General features: G+C 67.0%; 15 protein-coding genes. 4 read left to right on the top strand and 11 right to left on the bottom strand.

Features of this window, described 5'->3' with window-relative positions:
- Nucleotides 1-30: 30 nt before the first annotated feature.
- The 11 genes from BVH06_RS22740 to tagH form a co-directional block, all read right to left on the bottom strand.
- Nucleotides 31-1731, bottom strand: a complete 1701-nt coding sequence (locus BVH06_RS22740; RefSeq protein ID WP_075928434.1) for an SUMF1/EgtB/PvdO family nonheme iron enzyme — start codon at nucleotides 1729-1731, stop codon at nucleotides 31-33.
- Nucleotides 1724-2920 carry an FtsX-like permease family protein gene (locus BVH06_RS22735; protein WP_075935575.1) on the bottom strand — a complete coding sequence of 399 codons (1197 nt, stop codon included), beginning with the start codon at nucleotides 2918-2920 and terminating at the stop codon, nucleotides 1724-1726. The genes BVH06_RS22740 and BVH06_RS22735 overlap by 8 nt, the downstream gene beginning before the upstream one ends.
- Entirely contained in the window at nucleotides 2920-3636 is a 717-nt protein-coding gene (locus tag BVH06_RS22730) for an ABC transporter ATP-binding protein (RefSeq protein ID WP_075928432.1), read from the bottom strand. Before BVH06_RS22730 ends, BVH06_RS22735 begins: the two co-directional genes overlap by 1 nt.
- Entirely contained in the window at nucleotides 3636-6662 is a 3027-nt protein-coding gene (locus tag BVH06_RS22725; RefSeq protein WP_075935574.1) for a serine/threonine-protein kinase, read from the bottom strand. Before BVH06_RS22725 ends, BVH06_RS22730 begins: the two co-directional genes overlap by 1 nt.
- Nucleotides 6663-6745: 83 nt before the next feature.
- Nucleotides 6746-7474, bottom strand: a complete 729-nt coding sequence (locus BVH06_RS22720) for a PP2C family serine/threonine-protein phosphatase (RefSeq protein WP_075935573.1) — start codon at nucleotides 7472-7474, stop codon at nucleotides 6746-6748.
- Nucleotides 7471-8130: a type VI secretion system-associated protein TagF gene (gene tagF, locus BVH06_RS22715; RefSeq protein WP_075935572.1), complete on the bottom strand. Its 660-nt coding sequence runs from the start codon at nucleotides 8128-8130 to the stop codon at nucleotides 7471-7473. Before tagF ends, BVH06_RS22720 begins: the two co-directional genes overlap by 4 nt.
- Nucleotides 8127-11645 carry a type VI secretion system membrane subunit TssM gene (tssM, locus tag BVH06_RS22710; protein ID WP_075935571.1) on the bottom strand — a complete coding sequence of 1173 codons (3519 nt, stop codon included), beginning with the start codon at nucleotides 11643-11645 and terminating at the stop codon, nucleotides 8127-8129. The genes tagF and tssM overlap by 4 nt, the downstream gene beginning before the upstream one ends.
- Nucleotides 11642-12988 carry a DotU family type VI secretion system protein gene (locus BVH06_RS22705; RefSeq protein ID WP_075928427.1) on the bottom strand — a complete coding sequence of 449 codons (1347 nt, stop codon included), beginning with the start codon at nucleotides 12986-12988 and terminating at the stop codon, nucleotides 11642-11644. The genes tssM and BVH06_RS22705 overlap by 4 nt, the downstream gene beginning before the upstream one ends.
- 6 nt (nucleotides 12989-12994) lie before the next feature.
- A complete protein-coding gene (gene tssK / locus BVH06_RS22700; protein WP_075935570.1) occupies nucleotides 12995-14329 on the bottom strand; it encodes a type VI secretion system baseplate subunit TssK in 1335 nt (444 codons plus the stop codon).
- Nucleotides 14330-14343: 14 nt separating this feature from the next.
- A complete protein-coding gene (gene tssJ, locus BVH06_RS22695) occupies nucleotides 14344-14811 on the bottom strand; it encodes a type VI secretion system lipoprotein TssJ (protein ID WP_075935569.1) in 468 nt (155 codons plus the stop codon).
- A 55-nt stretch (nucleotides 14812-14866) separates the two neighbouring features.
- Nucleotides 14867-16417 carry a type VI secretion system-associated FHA domain protein TagH gene (tagH, locus tag BVH06_RS22690; RefSeq protein WP_075935568.1) on the bottom strand — a complete coding sequence of 517 codons (1551 nt, stop codon included), beginning with the start codon at nucleotides 16415-16417 and terminating at the stop codon, nucleotides 14867-14869.
- 359 nt (nucleotides 16418-16776) lie between these two features.
- Here tagH and tssA point away from each other — a divergent pair, with 359 nt between their 5' ends.
- The 4 genes from tssA to BVH06_RS22670 all read left to right on the top strand — a co-directional run bounded on the left by tssA (nucleotide 16777) and on the right by BVH06_RS22670 (nucleotide 20645).
- Nucleotides 16777-17811: a type VI secretion system protein TssA gene (gene tssA / locus BVH06_RS22685; RefSeq protein ID WP_075935567.1), complete on the top strand. Its 1035-nt coding sequence runs from the start codon at nucleotides 16777-16779 to the stop codon at nucleotides 17809-17811.
- A gap of 247 nt (nucleotides 17812-18058) precedes the next feature.
- Entirely contained in the window at nucleotides 18059-18577 is a 519-nt protein-coding gene (tssB, locus tag BVH06_RS22680) for a type VI secretion system contractile sheath small subunit (protein ID WP_075935566.1), read from the top strand.
- Between the two features lie 12 nt (nucleotides 18578-18589).
- Nucleotides 18590-20083, top strand: a complete 1494-nt coding sequence (gene tssC, locus BVH06_RS22675) for a type VI secretion system contractile sheath large subunit (RefSeq protein ID WP_027904019.1) — start codon at nucleotides 18590-18592, stop codon at nucleotides 20081-20083.
- Between the two features lie 73 nt (nucleotides 20084-20156).
- Nucleotides 20157-20645 (top strand): type VI secretion system tube protein Hcp, encoded by a 489-nt coding sequence (locus BVH06_RS22670; protein ID WP_075928423.1) that lies wholly within the window; start codon nucleotides 20157-20159, stop codon nucleotides 20643-20645.
- The last annotated feature ends 33 nt before the right edge of the window (nucleotides 20646-20678 follow it).

Genomic DNA, 20678 nt, shown 5'->3' with positions numbered 1-20678 from the left:
GCCTGAATCCGTTACGGCTGGGCGACCCGATCAGGGTGCCAGCAATTGCTTGAGAATCACATCCGCATCGGCCTTGCGGTTCTTGCGGTATTCACCCACGTGCCGCACGAACAGCGTAGCTCGGGTTACCAGGCTCTTGCCCAGAACCGGTTTGCGCGCCAGCTCTTCCTTGGTGCGCTGGAACTGCGCCTGGATCACGGCATTGCTGTAGCGCGTACCGTTGGCCAGGTTGTCGATGTAGATCGCCAGCGCGCCGTCCAGGGCACTCTGCCCATTGGCCATGGCCGCTTCGAACAGTTTCGCCGAGGCTTCGTCCTTGGCGCTGCGAGCCTCGTCACGGCTCTTGCGAAGATTGGTCAGGCGAATGTTGTAGTTGTTGATCGTTTCGGCCACCAGGGCCGCCGACTGGATCAGGTTGCCGGCCGCATCCTCACGCTGCTTGGCGATCAACGAGACGCTGCGCTTGAGCTCCTCGTTGACGATCGCCAGGCGATCGCGCAGTTGCGGATCGTCGCTGTTGGCGATCAGCCCATCGAGCAGTTTGGTGGCGTCCTGATCTTCATCGATCTCGTCGGTAAGCGTGCTGACCCGTCCTTCGTCCTTCCATTGCGCAAACAGTTCCTTGTATCGAGAACGAGGTGCGGAAAGCGCACCGATGGCCACCCGGAAACCGGTGGTTTCGTTGCGCTGCTCGGTGCCATCGGCGCCGAACAGCGGGTACTCGCGGCGCATGCCGGTGAAAAGGGTCATCTCGCCTTCCAGGTAATTGCCGCCCTTGACCACGAAGCCGCCATAGGTGCCCTGACGGCGCCCGGCATGCACCAGCTGGAAGGACTCCTGAACCATCTCCGCGGCGTTGCCGATCACATCGAACAGGCCGACCGGGTTGGGCTTCTTCAGGCCGATGGGCAGCAGGCGCGCGTTCTGACCGGTGCCACCGGCTACCTGGTTGAACACCGCCCAGTCGCCCAGCGGGCCGTCGCTCTCGCTGCCTTCCACGGGGCGCGGGAACAGCCGCGCTTCGAGTTGCTGGCGGCTCACCGCATGGCCGCCACGCGCCGCATACTCCCATTCCACTTCGGTGGGCAGGCGCACGAAGGCCTGGCCGCCGTCCTCACGGTTGGCACTGCGTCCGCTGACCGGCAGCAGATCGCGGTGGTTTTTCAGCAGCCAGGCGCTGTACACCGCAGCGAAACGCTCGGCATCGAAGCGCGACAGGTTGACCTTGGGCAGCCGCGCCGCCATGCCGGCTGCCGCCTCACAGGCCGGCGGTTCACCCTCGCCGGCCAGGGACGGCGCCTGAGCCATCACCAGATCGTACTGGCGCTGGGTCACCTCATACTTGCCGATGAAGTAAAGCATCGGTTTGAGCGGCGTCACCCCGTCGGCCTTGGGCAGTTCGCCGCGCACCTTGGCCTGCCAATCCCTGGACAGGTCGCCCAGGGTGAACTGGCCGTTGATGTAGTCCCGACGGTAACCGGAAATGAAGGACTGTTGATAACCCGGCTCGCCCTCGCTGAAGGGGTAACCGAGGGTGACCTCGTGGTCGTCCAGCGAGCCCTTGGCCAGCACGTAGACATGGCGGAACACCATCTCCCCATCACAGGGCAGCGGCAGGCTGACGTCGCCCTTGAGCGGCTTGGGGTTGTAGAGCGGATCGGCATCGGGCTCGGCCCAGGCAGCACCGGCCAGGCATGAGAGAACCAGGGTGGCGCTGAGCACCTTATACATGACGCAATCCTTCCGAGGCTTCCAGGTGAGCCGCCCGCCAGCCACCGGCGGCAGCCGCGAGCACGCAGCACAGCAAGGTGGCCGACGCTGCCAGCAGATAGTGGGAGAGCAGCAGTCGGCAAGCATATTCGCCCGGCGCCGACTGGAACAACAGGTTCAGGCCGCTGGCGGCCAGCCCGTACAGCAGCGCCGAGAGCGCCAGGCTGGCGAGCCCGGTATACAGCGCCTGCAGCACCACGAACGCGACCAGCGCCGCGGCGGGGAACCCCAGCAGGCGCAGCACCGCGAGTTCGTGCCGTTTGCGCGCCACCGCACCCAGGGTGCCGGCGGCCAACGCGGCGAAGGCGCCCGCCAGGGACAGGCAGGCCACCGACCAGAACACCCACGCCAGGTTGCGGCTCAGCGCCCGCACCTGGGCGACCGCCTCGGCCTGGGTGGCCACCGCCTGGTGCGACTGCTGGAAGTACTGGCGCAGGCTTTCCACGCCATCCAGATCCCGCGCGTACAGGCGCAAGCTCGGGTAGATCCGCTCACGCTGCGCGTCCGGCTGCGCGCCCGACCAGCCAAAGGCCGGCACCGCAAAACCGTCGCGGTAGTCCTCGGCGGCCTCCAACAAACTCAGCGACGCAAAGAGAGCATCCCGGGAAAAGGCCGTCACCGGCAGCACGGCCTGCACCCGTAAGCTGGCCTGGGCATATTGCGACTGGCCGCTCACACGCCGCCCGAAGCCGGCCTGCAGCACATCACCGGCCGTGACCCCGAGCTTCTCCGCAGCACTCTGGCTGAGCAGCACGGCGTGCCCATCGGCAGGGTCCGGCAGGCCATCGAGCAAGGGGTCGCCCTCGGCGGTTGGCAGCATTTCCACGCTGAGCATCTGCGCCGGGCCCTTCAGGTCAGCGGTCGCGGCGATCTGCCGGGTACGCGGGATCACGAAACCGACATCCTCGCGCGAGGCCAGTGCCTCGATGCTCTGCAGGCTATAGCGGGCTCCGCCAAGGGGGATGATTTCGCGCACCGTCGGGTCGCGTTCCAGGCGCTCGGTCAGAGTGGTGACCAAACCGAACTTGAGCCCGAACAGCACCAGCAGCGGCGCGATGACCGCCGCCAGGGCGAGGATCGCGCACCAGGACAGCCGCGCGTCGCAGCGATAATCCTGCCAGGCCAGGCGAGTGAACAGCGCCAGACGCATCAGCCGCACTCCGCCAGGCGCGCGACCACCAGCCCGTCGCCCTGGGGCTCGACCTGCAGTTGCATCGGCGTCAGGCCGTAACGCGCGGCCAGTGCCTGGTCATGGGTGGAAATCACCAGGCAAAGGTCCCGGGCAGCGGCCTGCTCGACCAGCAGTTGCATGACCCGCTCGGCGTTCAATGGATCGAGCGATGCGGTCGGCTCGTCGGCGAGCACGATGGCCGGCTGGTGGGCCAATGCACGGGCGATGCTCACGCGCTGGCGTTGGCCGACCGACAGGCGCCCCGGTTGGCGCTCGAGCAAATCGGCGATGCCCAATTGCTCGGCCAGTTGCTCGACGGCATCGCCCAGCGGCAGGCCGAGCAGCTCGCGGGGCAGCTGGATATTGCCGCGCACGCTGAGAAAGCCCAGCAACCCGCCGGTCTGCAGCACATAGCCAAAGGCCCGGGCGCGCAGTGCGGCCAACTGGTCATGCTGGCCCTGGCGCCACAGTTCGGCGAGATCGAGCGACTGCGCGCCATCGTTCCAGCACTGGGCGCCGCCCGGGTCAGGCGAAAGCACCAGGGCCAGCAGGTCGAGTAACGTGCTCTTGCCACTGCCACTGGTGCCGATCAAGGCGATGCGTCGTCCGGCGCGCAACTGCAGCGCCGGGATTTCCAGGCGATAGCGCTGCCCGTCGGCACCGCGGGTCTTGCTGATCGCCTCGAGACTGAGCATCAGGGCAACGTCGACAAGGGCACGCGGTACAGCGCGTCGCCAGGTGCGGCATCGCCGAAGCGAACCCAGTTGGCCGTGTCGTTGTGGAAGGTTTCGTAGAGGCGGATCTTGGAATCCAGCTCGTCGATGAAATCTTCCTGCTCGGCGACGCTGAGCGACAGCCACAGGTCCTGGCTCATGTTCAGCACCTTGCTGCGGTACGGCAGGCCGTCCAGGTATTCTCCGAGCACGCCGCTCTGTGCCAGGTTACCGCCCTTGACCAGTGCCGAGGGGTCGCGGCTCATGTGCGCACTGGCGCTGGCGATTTCCTGGAAGAAGTCCTTGGGCGAACTCTGCGTGCGCCGCGCCGCGTCGACCACCATGCGTAGCGACTGCTGCAGGTCGTTGAGCTGCAGCTTGGTGAGCAGCACGCAGACCTGGAAGGCCGGCAGGGCCGGATCGGTAATGTCGCGGTCGCTGGTCCAGGCAGTGACCACCTGCGGCGCGCGGGCCTGGCTCTGGTGGCCGAGGAAATCCATGTGCATGGCGTAACCGACCGCCGCCGATTTGTCGGCGATGCTCGCGCCGCCCTTGGGCTCGGGCAGGCTGCTGTCGGTTCGCACCTGATGCACCAGGTCGGCGAAGCTCGTGCCGATCTGCGCGACGCTCTGCCCGAAGGCGTTGACGTCACCGCCAGCCACCGGCACGTACAGGTCGCCGATGCGCGGGTTGGGGTCGGCGGTCAGGCTGCGGTACTGCTGCTCGGCGAAGCCATGGTTGCGCTTGCCGGCAGGAGTTTTCAGGTGCAGGGCGTAGATCTTGATCTGCTTGCGCAGGGCGGCTTCGCGCACTTCGGCCTCGTTCATCTGGGTCAGGCCCAGCGGGTCGCTCTTGCGCAGCGCGCCGGCATCGCTGACCAGCAGAATCAGACGGCCGCCGTAGCCATTCCAGTCCATGCCGTCGACCGCCTGCATGACGCCGGCGAAGGCGTCTTCGTTGAAGTCGTGGCTGGACACGTCGGTGGCCTTGATCTGCTGCGCCAGTTGCAGGAAGCGCTCGGGGTCGCGGCCCTGCTCCAGGCTGACCAGGGTCTTGGCGGTGTACTCCAGGCCCGGCGTCTTGCTGGTGTTGCTGCGGAAGCCGACCATGCCGAAGCTGACGCTGTCCAGGTCGCCGCGCTTGGCGATCTGCCCCTGCAGCTCGTGCACCACGTCGCGCACGCGGTCGATGTAGGGCTGCATCGACACCGAGGTGTCGACCACCAGCACGATGGCCGTCCTGAAGCCTTCCGGCATCGCCGCTGGCGTGCTGTCGGCCCCAACTGGCGGGGCACTGCCCGGGTCGATGGAAGCGACGTTGAGCAGTTGCAGCGGCTGGCCATTGGCGTCGAAGGTTTCCTCGGAGTCGAAGATCGGCAACAGGTAGAACTGATCCTGCGGCACGGCACTGCCGCCCGGCTCGACCGCCACCACGTTGTGGCCGGTGCCCTTGAGCGCCTCGCGCAGCGCTTCTCGAGCCCGCGCCGGCTCGGCCAGCAGTTGCTCCAGGGCCGAGGCATCGCGCACGAACATCACCGGCGAACGGCCGGAGCGTTCGGTGAACTTGAGCACCAGGCTCTGCTTCCAGTCGCTGACCGCATTGGCCGGCAGCCAACCTTCACGGCGGCCATCGGTGGACGCGCCGATCTGCAGCCAGGGCTGGCCGTCGATGTCCTGGCGGGCGTAGACGTAGAACACCGAGAACGCCGGCATGTCCTTGCCACCGCTGCCGCCAGCCGCATCGGCGAGCTTGGCGCCCGGCTTGGTCAGCACGCGCTGGAACAGGGTCTTCTTGCCGGGCATCAGCAGCGGGCGATCACCGCCGTCGCTGTCGGCCAGCGCCGAGATCGGCCCGGCCTCACCGCTGGGCTGGGCCTGGGGCTGCGACTGGCTCTGGGCCGGCTGACCGGCCACCGGCGGCGCAGCAGGCCCCGCTGTATCCGAGCCGAACAGCCAGTAGCCGCAACCGGCCAGCAACAGCACACCTGCCAGGGAGGCACCGAGAATCAGCGGCTTCCTGCTGGCGCCGGCATTGCCCTGGCGCACCGAAGAGGCCAGCGGCGACGGCTGCGGGCGCGGCGCTGCCGTGGGCTCGGCGGCAGGTGCGTGGGTGGGGATGTCCACCGTCACCGGCGCCAACGGCGGTGGGCTGGTGTCGCTGGTTTTTTCGGCCCCTGGCAGCACCAGCGGCTGGAACAGCGTGGCATCGTCGGCGGGCGACTCGAGGCGATCCAGCGCGGCGATCAGCTCGGCGGCGTCGGCGAAACGCGCGCTGGGATCCTTGGCCAGCAGACGCTCGAGAATCGACTGGTAGCGGCCATGCACCATGGGCAACGACGGTAGCGGCTCGGTCAGGTGCGCCAGCGCCGTGGATAGCGAATCGCTGCCGGTATAGGGCAGCTTGCCGGTGAGAATTTCATAGAGCACCACGCCCAGGGCGTAGAGATCGGCGCGGCCGTCGATATCCAGGCCACGGGCCTGCTCCGGGCTCATGTAGCTCGGTGTGCCGACGGCGAAGCCGGCCTGGGTGAACTGGGTGCGATCGTCCAGCGCCTTGGCGATGCCGAAGTCGCTGAGCACCGCGGTGCCGTCGGCGCGGAACAGGATGTTGGCCGGCTTGACGTCGCGGTGCACCATGCCCTGGGCGTGGGCATAGCCCAGGGCCAAGGCGATCTGGCGGATCCACACCAGCCCCTGGTCGATGCTCAGCCCCGCGGCGATACGCTCCTTGAGCGTGCCGTTGGGCAGGTATTCCATGGCCATGTAGTAGAGGCTGCCGACATTGCCGATGTCGTGGATGGTCACGGTATTGGGGTGCGACAGCCGCGCCAGGGTCCTGCCCTCGCGCAGGAAGCGTTCGCAGAAGGTCGGGTCGGCGGCCAGCGAGGCGGCCATCACCTTGAGCGCTACCTTGCGGTCGAGGGAGCGCTGGGTCGCCAGGTAGACCACGGCCATCGCGCCATCGCCCAGCTCGCGTTCGATGTCGTAACCCGGTATTTGCATGTCCATGCTGTCTGGTCTTCCGAGGCCACCCCGGGAGCCCCGGGTGCGGCGGATGTCTGGATGGTGAGTGGAGCAGGCGCCGTGGCGGCCTACGCGGCCTTGATCACCACGGCGGTAATATTATCCGGCGCTCCCCGGGTCAAGCCAAGGTGCACCAGGCTGCGCACCACCTGGTAGGGGTCTTCGTGGCCCAGCACCTCACGCAGTTCATGATCCTCGACCGTCTTGTTCAGGCCGTCGCTGCACAGCAGGAAGGTGTCGCCGGGGCGCACCTCCAGCGTCGCGGTTTCCAGCTCCAGCTCGTCCTGCACGCCGAGGGCGCGGGTGACGATGTTGCCCATGGGGTGGCTGCGCGCGGCTTCGTCGTCGAGCAGGCCGCTGTCGACCAGTTCCTGCACGTAGCTGTGGTCGCGGCTGATCGGCTGCAGGTCGCCATTGCGCAGCCGGTACAGGCGGCTGTCGCCGGCCCACAGGCAGAGCGCCTCCGCGCCACGGGCGGCGAGCACCACCACGGTGCTGCCCATGGTCGCGCCGCCCCGTTTCTCAGCCTCGACACGCACCTGCCCGTTGACGTGATCGAGGGTGTCGATGATCGCCCCGCGGTAGGTGTCGAGTACCGCACTGGGCGGCAGGGCGCGCAGGCTATCGATGATCAGGCTGCTGACGAAGTCGCCGCTGGCATGCCCGCCCATGCCGTCGGCGACGGCCCACAGGCCGTTGTCCGGGGCATCCAGGCAGGCGTCCTCGTTGATCTTGCGCACCATGCCGACATGGCTATGGCTGGCCGAGTGGTAGCGCGTCACGCTCGACGGGCTCATGGCTGACCTCCCGCAGACTCGCTGAGCAGGCGGCAGAACGCCTGGGCCGGCGGCAACCCGGTGAAGCGCACCAGCCCCGGCGTCACGCGCTCGGAGCCATGGCCCCACCACAGGCTGGCGCCGTTCCAGGCCTGCTGCATCAGGGCCAGGCCGCGATCCTGGGGGGTATCCACCGGCCAGATCGTCGCGCCGCTGGCATCCCGGCGCTGTTCGCTGCTGGTTGCCGGCAGCGGGCTGCCGAGGGCTTCGACGCTGCGCTCGAACGCCTCGGCATCGGCGCCCTCGTTGAGGGTCGACAGCAACAGGCCTTCGGCGCGCTCGAACCAGTCGTCACGGCTGCTGACCAGTTGGCCGATATCGGCATCGGCCGGCAGCGGCAGGGCGATGGTCAGCGGAAAATAGCGACCGACCCGATCGACGCTGGGCATCATCACCCCGCATACCGCGTCCGGGCCGAGCAAGCCGGGCGCCACGGCGAAGCGCCACAACGGACTGACCAGGTAGGCGTCCAGCCAGGCTTCGCCGAGGGTCTCCCGGCTGGCTGCCAGCCCCGCTGCCAGCCAGGCATCCCAGGCCTCGATGAACGCCGGGCTCAGGCCGCGATGAATGAAATCTCCCCGTACGGCCAACTTGCCGTAGAAACCTGGTGTACTCACAAACGCTCCGGCAGGCTGAAACCGCTGACCACCTGGCGGCGGAATGGATTGAACGCGCTGCTGGCGCGCAGCTCGCTGGAAATGCTGGCGTTGTCCACCCGCATGCGCAGGGTGAAGCGATCCGGCGAATTACCCTGGGCCAGGTCCGACTGGTCGAGCAGGCGGAACCACGCCCACGGCCCTTCCAGGGTAATGCCCGAGCGACCGGTGACCGAGGCCGGCGAGATGTTCAGGCGCACCACGCCAGTGCCGTTGGCGCTCGGCCACTGCATGGCCACCGGGCGTGCCGGGCCATGGTCGTAGCTGAACTGCTGGCCGTCGAGGTCGAGCTGGAACTGCTCGATTGCAGAATCCATGGCCACCGGGCGCAGTTCGAAACGCACCATCGGCTGGGTACCCCCGGAGCGGAAGAACGCTTCGCGGATGCTCGCTGCGCGCTGAAAGGTCTGCAGTACACCACTGCCGATGCCGAGCTTCTGCGCGGCGCCGGGCTGCCAGCGCCAGGTGCTGGCGGAGGTATCGACATAGGGTTGCAGGTAGCGACGGAAATAGCTGTCGAGCACCCCGCCCTGGCCGAAGAAGTGACCGAAGTCGTCCAGGGTCGCGTCACGGCTGCTGCTGCGATCCAGCGGATAACGCCCAGCCAGAGACTGGCGGTAGACGCTGACCACTTCGCTCATCCAGGCAGCGTTCAGCTGGTTGCGGATACCACCCATCATGGTGCCGGTGGTGGAGCCCACGACCGACTTCAGGAAGCCCTGCACCACCGGCGGCTGACGCTCGGCGCTCAGGCGTACCTGGTCGGCGGCCGCGGTGGTCTGGTTGCGCGACTCGCCCAGCAGCGCATCGCCACTGGCACCACTCATGGCGCTGACCTGCACGTACAGCGCGTTGAGGTCCTGCAGCAGCGCATCGATGGCCGGCGGCTGGCCGTCAGCGTCCTCGACCAGGCGGTTGAGCTCGGCGAAGTGCGCGGTGATCGGATCCATCTCGGTGGCCAGTACCTGGGCCGCGCCCTCTTCCGACTGCCCGACCAGCGAGCCGAGCTGCTGCTTGAGGCGGTCGACGGTATCGCCGCCGCGCTCCTTGAGCTTCTCGGCGACCAGGCGCTCCTCCTTCTGCAGGTCGGTTTCCTTGGCCACTGCCTGCAGCAGCTTCTTGAGCGGCGAAGTCGGGCCGGACAGCACGCGCAGCACGTCGGCGGCCTGAGCGACGCTGGTCACCGGCACGAAGTCGAGGTCGGCGAGCAGCGCATCCCACTGGCGCATGTAGTCCTGCACATAGAGGCGGCGCACTTCCAGGGCCAGGGCGGCGGCGTTCTGGCCATCGTCCAGGCTGCGGCCGAGCACCCACTGCTCCTCGGCCAGCGTACCGGCCTGGCTGACGCTGCCGACCAGGAAGGCTTCGCGGTAACCGCGCTGGGTGTAGAAGCCGCTGAGCGGCTCGTTCAGCGGCTTGCCGCTCTTGCGGGTGAAGACCAGCGCGGCGTCACGCCCGGCCGCTTCGCTGATGCGAAAGTCGGGGATGCCGTCGGGCAGTTTCTGGCGCTTGACCCGATCGTAGGCGCGCTGGGCGACGGACAGGCGCTGCAGTTGACGGCGCACGTCCTCGATCAGGTGCTCGTCGAGGCGCACCACCGGCGGCTGGCGGTCATACAGCGCCGCCAGGTGCGCGTTGAGCGCGTCACGCTGCTCGGGCAGCAGGTCGCGCGGCAGGCTGCGGTCCCAATCCAGGGCGATCCAGGCCTTGATGAAATCGGCATCGTAGCGCTCGGCTTCACCGAGCATCAGGTAGGCCTTGAGCCCCTCGTAGAGGAAGTCCGAATTGCCGCCGGCACGCAGTTGCTCTTCCAGACGCGCCAGCACCCGCGGCGCCATGACCGCAATGAGCAGCTTGCGGTAGACACTGGAGGCCTCGCTGTCGAGCATGTCGCCCTGGTACAGGCCGAAGCCCTCGGCCCAACTCGGCGCATCGCCACTGACGTTGCGGATGGCATTGAGCAGCGGCTGCACCGCCAGCACCTCGCGCTGCGCCGGGCTGAGCGCCTGCAGCTCGCCCCGCAGCGGCTGCACGCGGGCATCCACTGCGGCGATGTAGGCCTGGTTGGCGCGGAAGCTGGCGAACCAGACGGCGGCGGTGCCGAGCACCAGCACCACGGTCGCGGCGATCACCCCGCGGGCCAGCCAGCGCTTCTGCCGCTCGACCTTGGGGTTGGCGCCGACCAGGCCACGCTCGCCGAACACCACGTCACGCAGCAGGCGTTCGATGAAATAGCTGCGCCCGGTGCCAGTCTGGCGCGCCAGGTGCTGACGATCCAGGCTCATGCTCTGGGCCATGGCGCCGATCAGCCGGTCGATGGGGCTGCCTTCCTGGGTGCCGCTGGTCAGGTACACACCGCGCAGCAGCACCCGCTCCTCGTATGGGTTGGGTTTGAACACGCCATCGAGGAAGCCGGCCAGCGCTTCGCGCAGCGCCGCGAACTGCTGCGGGAAACCGTAGATCAGGTCGCGCCGCGCCGGGTCGCGCTCCTGCTGCAGGCGCTCGACCAGCCGCTCGTTGAGGCGCGTCTCCAGCGCATCGAACTCGCTGCGGAATACCTGCAGCGGGCCTTCGGCACTCTTGCCGTCGTCCAGGGTGAAGGTCATGCCCCAGACCTGGGCGCGCTCTTCCTTGCTCAGGCCCTCGAAGAACTCCATGAAGCCGGGCACCAGGTCCAGCTTGGTGAGCATCACATAGACCGGGAAACGTACGCCAAGCTGGGTATACAGTTCCTGAACCCGGGAGCGGATGGCCACCGCGTGGGCCGCGCGCTCGCTTTCGCTGCCGAGCAGCAGGTCGGACAGGCTGATGGCCACGAAAGCGCCATCGATAGGGCGGCGCGAACGCTGCTTCTTCAGCAGGTCGAGAAAGCCCAGCCAGGCGGCTTTGTCGACCGCGGCGTGGCTGTCCTGGGTGGTATAGCGCCCGGCAGTATCGAGCAGCACGGCCTCGTCGGCGAACCACCAATCGCAATTGCGGGTTCCGCCCACGCCGCGCACGGCACCGGCGCCCATCTGCTCGGCAAGCGGGAAACGCAGCCCGGAGTTGGCCAGGGCGGTGGTCTTGCCGGAACCGGGCGGGCCGATGATCACGTACCACGGCAGTTCGTAGAGATTGCGCCGCTCGCCGCCGCCCAGCTTGGCGCGTTTGAGCAGGCCCAGGGCCTCGTCCATGCGCTCGCGCAGGGTGGCCAGCTCCTCGGCGGTGGCCACGCTGGTGGGGTCCGGCGCCACTTCGACGAGCCCCTGCATGACCCGAGCGGCATTGCGCCGTGCCTGGATGATGCGCATCACCCGCCAGGCTGCCCAGGCAGCGAACAGCAGGATGATCAGCGTCCAGCGCGCGGTGCTGCTCGCCAGTGGCTCGAAACCGCCAATGGCGATCAGCGGGCCGATGAACCAGATCACCAGTGCCAGCGCGATCAGACCCAGCACCGGCATGACCCAACGGGCCATGAAACCGAAAAACGCCTTCACTCGACGCCCTCCGCAAAAACTGTGATTTCCACGCGGCGGTTACGCGCACGGCCTTCTGCCGTGTCGTTGGATGCCACCGCCTCGGTATCGCTGCGCCCCTCGGCACGGAAGCGTGCGGGCTGGCCGGTCTTGGCTGCCAGCACATCCATCACCTGCTGGGCGCGGTCCTGGGAGAGCTTCCAGTTGGACGGGTAACGCAGCGTGGCGATGGGCCGGTTGTCGCTGTGGCCGGTGACCAGCACCTGGCCGTTGACCTTGCGGATCGCCTCGGCGATGCGCAGCAGCAGCGGCTGGAAGTCATCGGCGATCGTCGCACTGCCGGAGGCGAACAGCTGGTCGCCGCGGATGGTCACCACCGAGCGGTCCACGGCATCTTCCACCGCCACCTTCTGGGCACGAATCTCCTCGGCCAGGAAGCCGGCCAGGCGTGGCCGCTCGACGATGCGCGGCTGCTGGGCCGGGCGGTCGATGGTCTGCACCGGTACGTCGCCCAGGGCATGCAGGTTGCGGAACACCGGCTCGGCCTCGGCGGCCAGCTTCATGCGCAGGCCGAACAGCAGCACCAGCAGGATCGCCAGGCCGATGGCCACCGCCACCCAGGGCGGCAGGAACTGGCGCAGACGATCACGGGCGACCACCAGGCCGCGCCAGTGCGGCGACAGCTCGCGCTCGATCTCACCACGGGTACTGCGAATGGTCGCGGCCACCCGCTCGCGCAAGGCGTCGAGCTGGCTGCGGCCGTCCTGCATGACCCGATAGCGGCCTTCCATGCCGAGGCTGATGCACAGGTACAGGAGCTCCAGCAGGTTGAGGCGCTGGCGGGGGTTCTGCAGGCAGTGGTCGAGCAGCTGGAACACCTTCTCGCCGCCCCACGCCTCGTTGTGCAGGGTGATCAGCAGGCTCTGCTTGCTCCATTCGCTGCCGCTGCCCCAGGGCGTGCTCATCACCGCTTCGTCCAGCGCGGTACACAGCACGTAGCGCGCCAGCATCACTTCGTCCTGGGCCACGCCGGCGGCGCGGGCCTTGTCCTCGAACTGGCGCAGGTAGCCGAGTAGCTGGGCGCGCAGGCTGGCCGGCGCGGGATGGGAAATGGTGCTGCGCAGGCGCGTCAGCAGCGCCAACATGGGGCCTGCGGCGGCCTCGATAGGGTTCAGGCCCAGGCCACGGGCGGCCAGCGGCGGCGCGCTGGGCACCTGTGGCGGCGGCGAGCCGGCAGGCGCGGGGCGCGCCGGCTCGGCAGCGCGACCACCGGGGCGCGGCATGATCATGGTACGGTCGTTAGCCGGGTCGCTGCCCTTGCCGGGCTGGCCGGGCAAGGCGCCAAATGGATCGTCGATGGTCATCGCGCGTCAGCCTCGGATGGCCCAGAAGGCCAGGTTCAGGCCCGGGAACTGGCCTGCGATATGAAAAGCGAAACCGCCGGAGTGGATCAGCTGTTTCCAGTGATCGCTGCCCCGGTCCAGTTCGAAGTAGTTGGAACCGGCGTGGTACGGCAGTTGGCGCGGCGCCACCGGCAGCGGCAGCAGGCCGATACCCGGCAGCTGCAGGTTGACCAGGTCGCGGATGTGCTCCACCGAGCCGATCTTGGCCTGCTGGGGGAAATGCCCGCGCAGGCTCTCGCCCGGCACGTCGGCGCGTACCACGAGGATGAAACTGGCCGAGTCGAGCAACGACTTGTCGGCGAGCATCGCCACGTGCACGCCGTAGGATTTCTCGATGATCGGAATCGGGATCGCGCGGCTGTCGATGACCATCGACAGCGCCTGACGCAGCGCCAGCATCACCGGTGCGAAGGTGCTGGTCAGGTCGTCGTGTTCGTACACCGGGTACTCGCCCGGCCGGCGTTCGGCGGCGGTAAAGGTCGAGAACTCACCGGCCAGCGCCACCAGCTCGCGGTACAGCACTTCCGGGTGCAGCGGAGCGATGCGCGCCAGGTGGGCGACCAGCGGCTGGGCGCGGTTGACCAGTTGCAGCAGCAGGAAATCGGCGATTTCCGAGGCGCCGCCGGCGCCGGAGGCGACCACCCGCCCGGCCAGGGCTTCGCCGCGCTGGTGCAGCAGGCCGAGCAGTTCGCTGCGAAAGCCGGACAGCGGCCGCGAGGCGCTGACGTCGAGCAGCGGCGGGATGTAGCTGTCGTCGAGCAGCAGGCTGCGATCCTCGCGCTTCTCCACCACCCGTACCACGCCCACCGCTGCATGCTCGTCGAGGCCGTCACGCTCGGTGATCAGGCGCAGCGCCAGGGAACCGATGGCCACCGGCGCGCGGCTTTCCAGCGAGGAATTGTCGTCACGCACTTCGTGCACGCTGCTCAGGTAGCGCGCCGAGCCGAGCGGCTCGCCAGTCTCCACGGTGTCGCGCAGGCCGGCACGGCGCAGCGGCAGGGCCAGGTAGACGATGCCGTCGCGCAGGTTCTCATCGATGTTCAGCGGCGCCGGCGCGGCGTCGTTCTCGGGAATGTTGAACGGCGTGCCGTCCGGCAGCAGGCCACGCGCAGAGAGGATGGCTAGTTTGCCCTGGGCCAGCAGGGCGCTGTCGATCAGCAGTTGGGAGAAGCCCCAGGCGCCGGGCTGCACGGCATGATTGCGGCTTTCGACCAGGGTTTCGATGTAGCGATCCTGCTGCTGGAAGTGCTGCGGTCGCAGGAACATTCCCTCCGACCAAACCACACGATTGTTCCAGGACATGAACGGGTCTCCAGTCACTCAAGAGGGGTCAGCGGCGCGGCGCTGATGGCATAGGCGTCCAGCTGCAGGCGCAGCGCGCTGGCCTGATGGGCAGGAATTTCGATGACCTGGCGCCAGATCGAACGGTCGAGGGCGCGGTAGGCCACCACCACGCCGAGGTGGCGGGTGGCGTCGTCGAGGGTCAATGACTTGCGCTGGGTTTCGCCGGGGCGCACAACGAAACGCTCGGTTTCGATCAGCTCGCTCGCCAGGGTGGCGTCGGCGCGATCGACCAGCGAGAAGAAGTCGGCACGGGAAAAGGTCGAGGCATTGCGCAGCTGGTAGATCTGCACCCAGACCGGCGAAGCCGCGCTGTCGAGCGCCGGGTTGAGGTCGCGGCTGGCCTGTAGCCGCAACTCGACGGTGGTGGGCACCGGCTCCTTCGGCCCCGACGCGCAGGCGCCGAGCAACACGAAAACCAGCAGTGGCAAAATCCTTGGCATAACGCTTCCTCGATGGTTACCGCAGGCCCGCCACGACGCGGCGGGCCACAGGGCCTCAACGGCCTCTCAATCTCGCAATGTGTTCTTCGTAGGCGCGGCTGAATTCACGGCCGAACAACTCCTGGAAACCGTCCTCGGCCTCCTGGGAGATGGTCGCGTAGAGCTCGGTGAACAGTTCCCAGTAGTGCGCCCGACGGCCATTGGGCAGCAGTGCCGAGAGCCCGCTCGGCTTGTTCAGACGCCCTTCCAGCTCACGCGGTTCAAAGCGCGCGAGCAAATATTTGATGGCGGCCTGCACGCCCGCCATCAGCGCCAGCTGGTGGGCGCGCAGGTCGTCGAAACTCTCGCCCACCGCCTGGTCCGGCGCCATGAACGCCTGGTTGTCGTGACGCAGCAACATGAGCAGCGCTTCGTCGACGTTGGGCGCGAATTTCAGCGGGTTGTTCTGCACCGGCTGGATCATGGTTTGCGCCATGCGGAACTCGCCCTTGAGGCTGGCACGGGCGCGCAACACGTCGATCAGTCCCTCGACCATCAACCGGTAGCTGCGGCCGATGGCCTCCATCTGCGCCGCGGCCGCCGCACGGTCCAGGCGCAGGTGCTGCAGGCCGGCGCCGCGCAAAAAGGCTTCCAGCAACTCGTCATCGCCAGCCGTGCTCTGCGTCACCGGAGCTGGTGCTGGTGCTGGTGCCGGCTGGGGCGTCGCCACCGGTTCGACCACGGGCGGCGGTGGCACCGGCTGCACCGGCGACTCTTCCACGGTGAACGCCGGGATTTCCACCGCGGGCAGCGGCGCCAGCTCGGCGAAAGGGTCCGGAACCTGCGGCGCCTGCGCTTTCGGCGGCTCGGCGAACGGATCAGGAATCTGCAGTGCATCCACCGTTGGCGGTGCGGCGAAGGGATCGGCAATCGGCTGCGGCTGCGGCTGCGCGGCAGCCTGCAAGTCGGCGAACGGATCCCAGTCTGCCGGGATCACCGAGGCCGGCGCTGCTTCCGGCACCACGGCAGGCGCCGGCTGCGTCGGGCGCGGCGGACGGAAGTCATGCTGCTGGGCCGGCACATGATCGGGCACCGACGGCGCCACGGCCGGCGGCGGGCTGAGAAAATCGAACAGATCCGGTTTGGTGTCGAAAGGCGAATCGCGACGCGGCGCCGAGGCAGCCGGCGCGGGATTGACCGGCGGCATTTCCAGCGGCTGGGCACTGCGACTGAGCAGTGCCTCGAAACTGTTGAACGGGTCGTCGGCCATGCCCGATGCCGGTGGCGCGGCAGGTGCGACACTGATCCCGCTGATCTGCACGCGAATTTCGTATTCGCCGATCTTCAGCACCTCGCCGTCCTGCAGCGGCTCGCTGCTGCCGCGGCGCAGACGCGTGCCGGCGTTTTGCAGGATCACGCCGTTGGTGCTGGTATCTGTGATGTAGTAGGTACCGTCACGGTACTGGATGACGCAGTGCTGACTGGAAACCAGGCGTTCGGGGTCGGGCAGCACCCAGTCGTTGCCGGCGCTGCGCCCGATCTTCAATTCACCGCGATCGAGCTCGACCTCCGCCCGTTGCCCGGGGGTCAGCTTGTGGTACGTGGTGATGAACAAGCGCAACGGCATTGCGACTCCTTGCAGTGCGGCCGGAAAAACGAAAGCGCCATCGACGAGGGCAATCGTCAATAGTCGAAGCGCTCTATTTTTTTCCCTTAACGACGACGGTTCAATGGTCGGACGGGAATAAATTCGAAGCGGTTGTGAGTCACCGCACAGAAGACCGAAATACTGTGCATCGCAACAGTTTCTACCGCCTTGCCCTCGCTTGACAATGCTCAAAGAGCGCTCGGAGAATGGCGCCGATCTGCACCGAACCCCGCCTGAATAGTGGCATTTAGCCGCTTTTCGTCATGAGCACGGGCCGCCAGGCTGTTAGGCGGCGAGCGCTCATTCGACCACTGGGCCTGACATGGAGAGCACTTGACGTGGTGGATGTGTCGTACCTGATCAACCCGGTATCCGACGAGACCCCGCACGGGGAAGACCTCGAGTACGACGCCGACTTTCTCGAGCTCGAGCGCCTGGCCCAAGGCCAGCCGGAGCGCCAGATGGGTCAGTCGGTCATCGCTGCCGAGCCGCCGGACTGGCGCCAGGTACGCGAGCGCGCCGGTGACCTGTTCGCCCGCAGCAAGGACCTGCGCCTGGCCAGCCTGTACCTGCAGAGCGCCATCGCCCTCGACGGCCTGAATGGCCTGGCCCAGGGCCTGACCCTGGTACGCGAGCTGCTGACCCAGTACTGGGAAGGCGTCTACCCGCAGCTCGACGCCGACGATGACAACGACCCGACCATCCGCATCAACGCACTCAATGCACTGAGCGCCGAGCCGGTGATCGTGCTGCTGCGCGAGGCCAGCATCACCCGCTCGCGGGCGTTCGGTGCGGTGAGCATCCGCGCGGCCCTGAACGCCGCCGACCTGCAGCGTTTCGCCAGCGAAACCCTGTCGCCCGAACAACTGCGCGGCGCCTTTCTGGACACCGACGCCGAGCTGCTCGACAGCACCCGCGTAGCGCTCGACGAGGCCGCCGCGGCCCTGGCCGATATCGAAGGCCTGCTCAGCGAGCGCGTCGGCTCGGCGCAAAGCGCCAACCTCGAATCGCTCAAGCAGGTGCTGCGCCACACCCGGCAGATCTTCAACGACCAGGCGCCCGCTGGCGACGATGCGTCCTACAGCGAGGAAACGCCCGCCTACAGCGACGCCGGTGATGACGCGAGCAACGCGCCACCAGCAGCGCGTCAGGCGCCTGCCGCACCCGGTCGGATCGCCAGCCGCGACGACGTACTGCGCACCCTCGACCGCCTGCTCGAATATTACGCCCAGCACGAACCTTCCAGCCCAGTCCCGGTCTTACTGACGCGCGCGCAGAAGCTGGTCACCGCGGATTTCGCGGAAATCGTGCGCAATCTGATTCCCGACGGTATGTCGCAGTTCGAAAACCTGCGCGGCCCCGAATACGACTAACAGGCCGTTGAAAAACGTAGGCGAGGCAGCCCACGCAAGGCGAAAGCAGTCGAAAAAGCGGAGTGTACGAGTTGTACATGAGCATTTTGATCGGACTCGCATCCGAGGCTGTTTTCAACGACGCGGCGGCAACGTAGGTAGTTTTTCAACAGCCTGATAACGTGCGGCGGATCTTCAGGGAAGCGCCACGCACACAGCTACCGGCCATTGGCCGCAGAAGCCAGTGCCCATGCACAGGAGGAGCAACATGAGTAACACCACCAGCAGCCAGAAATTCATCGCGCGCAACCGCGCCCCGCGGGTGCAGATCGAGTACGACGTTGAGCTGTACGGCGCCGAGAAAAAGGTGCAGTTGCCCTTCGTCATGGGCGTGATGGCCGACCTCGCCGGCAAGCCGGAAGATCCATTGGCCGCAGTCGCCGACCGCAAGTTCCTGGAAATCGACGCCGACAACTTCGACTCGCGCCTCAAGGCCATGAAGCCGCGCGCGGCCTTCCACGTGCCCAACGCGCTGACCGGCGAAGGCAACCTGAGCCTGGACATCACTTTCGAGAGCATGGACGACTTCAGCCCGGCGGCCATCGCCCGTAAGGTCGACTCGCTCAACCAGTTGCTCGAAGCGCGCACTCAGCTCGCCAACCTGCTGACCTACATGGACGGCAAGACCGGCGCCGAAGAGCTGATCATCAAGGCGATCAAGGACCCGGCCCTGCTGCAGGCCCTGGCCAGTGCGCCCAAGCCCCAAGACAACGAGCCGCAAGCCTAAGAGGACGCCACGATGAGCCAACAGACCCAGGCGTCCGAGCAGTCGCTCGCCACCTCCGAACAGACCAGCGAATTCGCCTCGCTGCTGTTGCAGGAATTCAAACCCAAGACCGAGCGTGCCCGTGAAGCGGTGGAAACCGCCGTGCGCACCCTGGCCGAACATGCCCTGAGCAAGACCGACCTGATCTCCGATGACGCCATCAAGTCGGTGGAATCGATCATCGCCGCGATCGACGCCAAGCTCACCGCCCAGGTCAACCTGATCATGCACCACCCCGACTTCCAGCAGCTGGAAAGCGCCTGGCGTGGTCTGCACTATCTGGTCAACAACACCGAGACCGACGAGCAGCTGAAGATCCGCGTGCTCAACATCTCCAAGCCCGAATTGCACAAGACTCTGAAGAAATTCAAGGGCACCGCCTGGGACCAGAGCCCGATCTTCAAGAAGCTCTACGAAGAGGAGTACGGTCAGTTCGGTGGCGAGCCCTACGGCTGCCTGGTGGGCGACTACTACTTCGACCAGTCGCCGCCCGACGTCGAACTGCTCGGCGAAATCGCCAAGATCTCCGCAGCCATGCACTCGCCGTTCATTTCCGCGGCCTCGCCGACGGTCATGGGCATGGGCTCGTGGCAGGAGCTGTCCAACCCGCGCGACCTGACCAAGATCTTCACCACGCCCGAATACGCCGGTTGGCGCTCGCTGCGTGACTCCGAGGACTCGCGCTACATCGGCCTGACCATGCCGCGCTTCCTGGCGCGCCAGCCCTACGGCGCGAAGACCGACCCGGTCGAAGAGTTCGCCTTCGAGGAAGAAACCGACGGCGCCGACAGCAGCAAGTACACCTGGGCCAACTCGGCGTACGCCATGGCGGTCAACATCAACCGTTCCTTCAAGCTCTACGGCTGGTGCTCGCGCATCCGCGGCGTGGAGTCGGGCGGTGAAGTGCCAAACCTGCCGGCGCACACCTTCCCCACCGACGACGGTGGCGTGGACATGAAGTGTCCGACCGAGATCGCTATCTCCGACCGCCGCGAGGCCGAGCTGGCGAAGAACGGTTTCATGCCGCTGCTGCACAAGAAGAACACCGACCTGGCCGCCTTCATCGGCGCCCAGTCGCTGCACAAGCCGGCCGAGTACGACGATCCGGACGCCACCGCCAACGCCAACCTGGCCGCGCGCCTGCCGTACCTGTTCGCCACCTGCCGCTTCGCCCACTACCTGAAGTGCATCGTGCGCGACAAGATCGGCTCGTTCAAGGAACGCGACGAAATGCAGCGCTGGCTGCAGGACTGGATTCTCAACTACGTCGACGGCGACCCCGCACACTCCACCGAAACCACCAAGGCCCAGCACCCGCTGGCCGAAGCCGAGGTGGTGGTCGAGGAGATCGAGGGCAACCCGGGTTACTACAGCTCCAAATTCTATCTGCGCCCGCACTACCAGCTCGAAGGGCTGACCGTGTCGCTGCGCCTGGTATCCAAACTGCCTTCGGCCAAGGGGGCCTGAGGCTCGTCACTGTGGCGCCCGCACCGGCGGGCGTAGCTGAAACAGAGTGGCAAAAGCCACGAAAGGAGGAATGATGGCTGTTGATATGTTCATCAAGATTGGCGACGTCAAGGGCGAATCCAAAGACAAGGCCCACGCCGACGAAGTCGACGTACTGGCCTGGAGCTGGGGCATGAGCCAGTCCGGTTCCATGCACGTTGGCGGTGGCGGCGGTGCCGGCAAGGTCAATATCCAGGATCTGTCGCTGACCAAGTACGTCGACAAATCCAGCCCCAACCTGATGATGGCCTGCTCCAGCGGCAAGCACTATCCGGAAGCCAAGCTGACCGTCCGCAAGGCCGGCGGTGACTCCCAGGTCGAGTACCTGATCATCACCCTGAAGGAAGTGCTGGTGTCGTCCATCAGCACCGGCGGCAGCGGTGGCGAAGATCGCCTGACCGAGAACGTCACCCTGAACTTCGCTCAGGTGCTGGTCGACTACCAACCGCAGAAAGCCGACGGCGCCAAAGATGGCGGCCCGGTCAAGTACGGCTGGAACATCCGCCAGAACGTCAAGGTGTAACACCGCCCGTATCTCGGGTGCACAGCGATGCCC

Source organism: Pseudomonas sp. PA27(2017), assembly GCF_001945445.1.
GTDB lineage: Bacteria > Pseudomonadota > Gammaproteobacteria > Pseudomonadales > Pseudomonadaceae > Aquipseudomonas.
Note: the sequence above shows the minus strand (reverse complement) of the source record. Positions and strands in the feature narration are given on the sequence as shown.

What these genes read in the sequence shown, in the direction of transcription:
- BVH06_RS22740 (WP_075928434.1), bottom strand. Translation starts at nt 1,731, where the DNA reads ATGTATAAGGTGCTCAGCGCCACCCTGGTTCTCTCATGCCTGGCCGGT.
- BVH06_RS22705 (WP_075928427.1), bottom strand. Translation starts at nt 12,988, where the DNA reads ATGACCATCGACGATCCATTTGGCGCCTTGCCCGGCCAGCCCGGCAAG.
- BVH06_RS22725 (WP_075935574.1), bottom strand. Translation starts at nt 6,662, where the DNA reads ATGGACATGCAAATACCGGGTTACGACATCGAACGCGAGCTGGGCGAT.
- tssC (WP_027904019.1), top strand. Translation starts at nt 18,590, where the DNA reads ATGAGCCAACAGACCCAGGCGTCCGAGCAGTCGCTCGCCACCTCCGAA.
- BVH06_RS22720 (WP_075935573.1), bottom strand. Translation starts at nt 7,474, where the DNA reads ATGAGCCCGTCGAGCGTGACGCGCTACCACTCGGCCAGCCATAGCCAT.
- BVH06_RS22670 (WP_075928423.1), top strand. Translation starts at nt 20,157, where the DNA reads ATGGCTGTTGATATGTTCATCAAGATTGGCGACGTCAAGGGCGAATCC.
- tagH (WP_075935568.1), bottom strand. Translation starts at nt 16,417, where the DNA reads ATGCCGTTGCGCTTGTTCATCACCACGTACCACAAGCTGACCCCCGGG.
- tssB (WP_075935566.1), top strand. Translation starts at nt 18,059, where the DNA reads ATGAGTAACACCACCAGCAGCCAGAAATTCATCGCGCGCAACCGCGCC.
- tssJ (WP_075935569.1), bottom strand. Translation starts at nt 14,811, where the DNA reads ATGCCAAGGATTTTGCCACTGCTGGTTTTCGTGTTGCTCGGCGCCTGC.
- tssK (WP_075935570.1), bottom strand. Translation starts at nt 14,329, where the DNA reads ATGTCCTGGAACAATCGTGTGGTTTGGTCGGAGGGAATGTTCCTGCGA.
- BVH06_RS22730 (WP_075928432.1), bottom strand. Translation starts at nt 3,636, where the DNA reads ATGCTCAGTCTCGAGGCGATCAGCAAGACCCGCGGTGCCGACGGGCAG.
- BVH06_RS22735 (WP_075935575.1), bottom strand. Translation starts at nt 2,920, where the DNA reads ATGCGTCTGGCGCTGTTCACTCGCCTGGCCTGGCAGGATTATCGCTGC.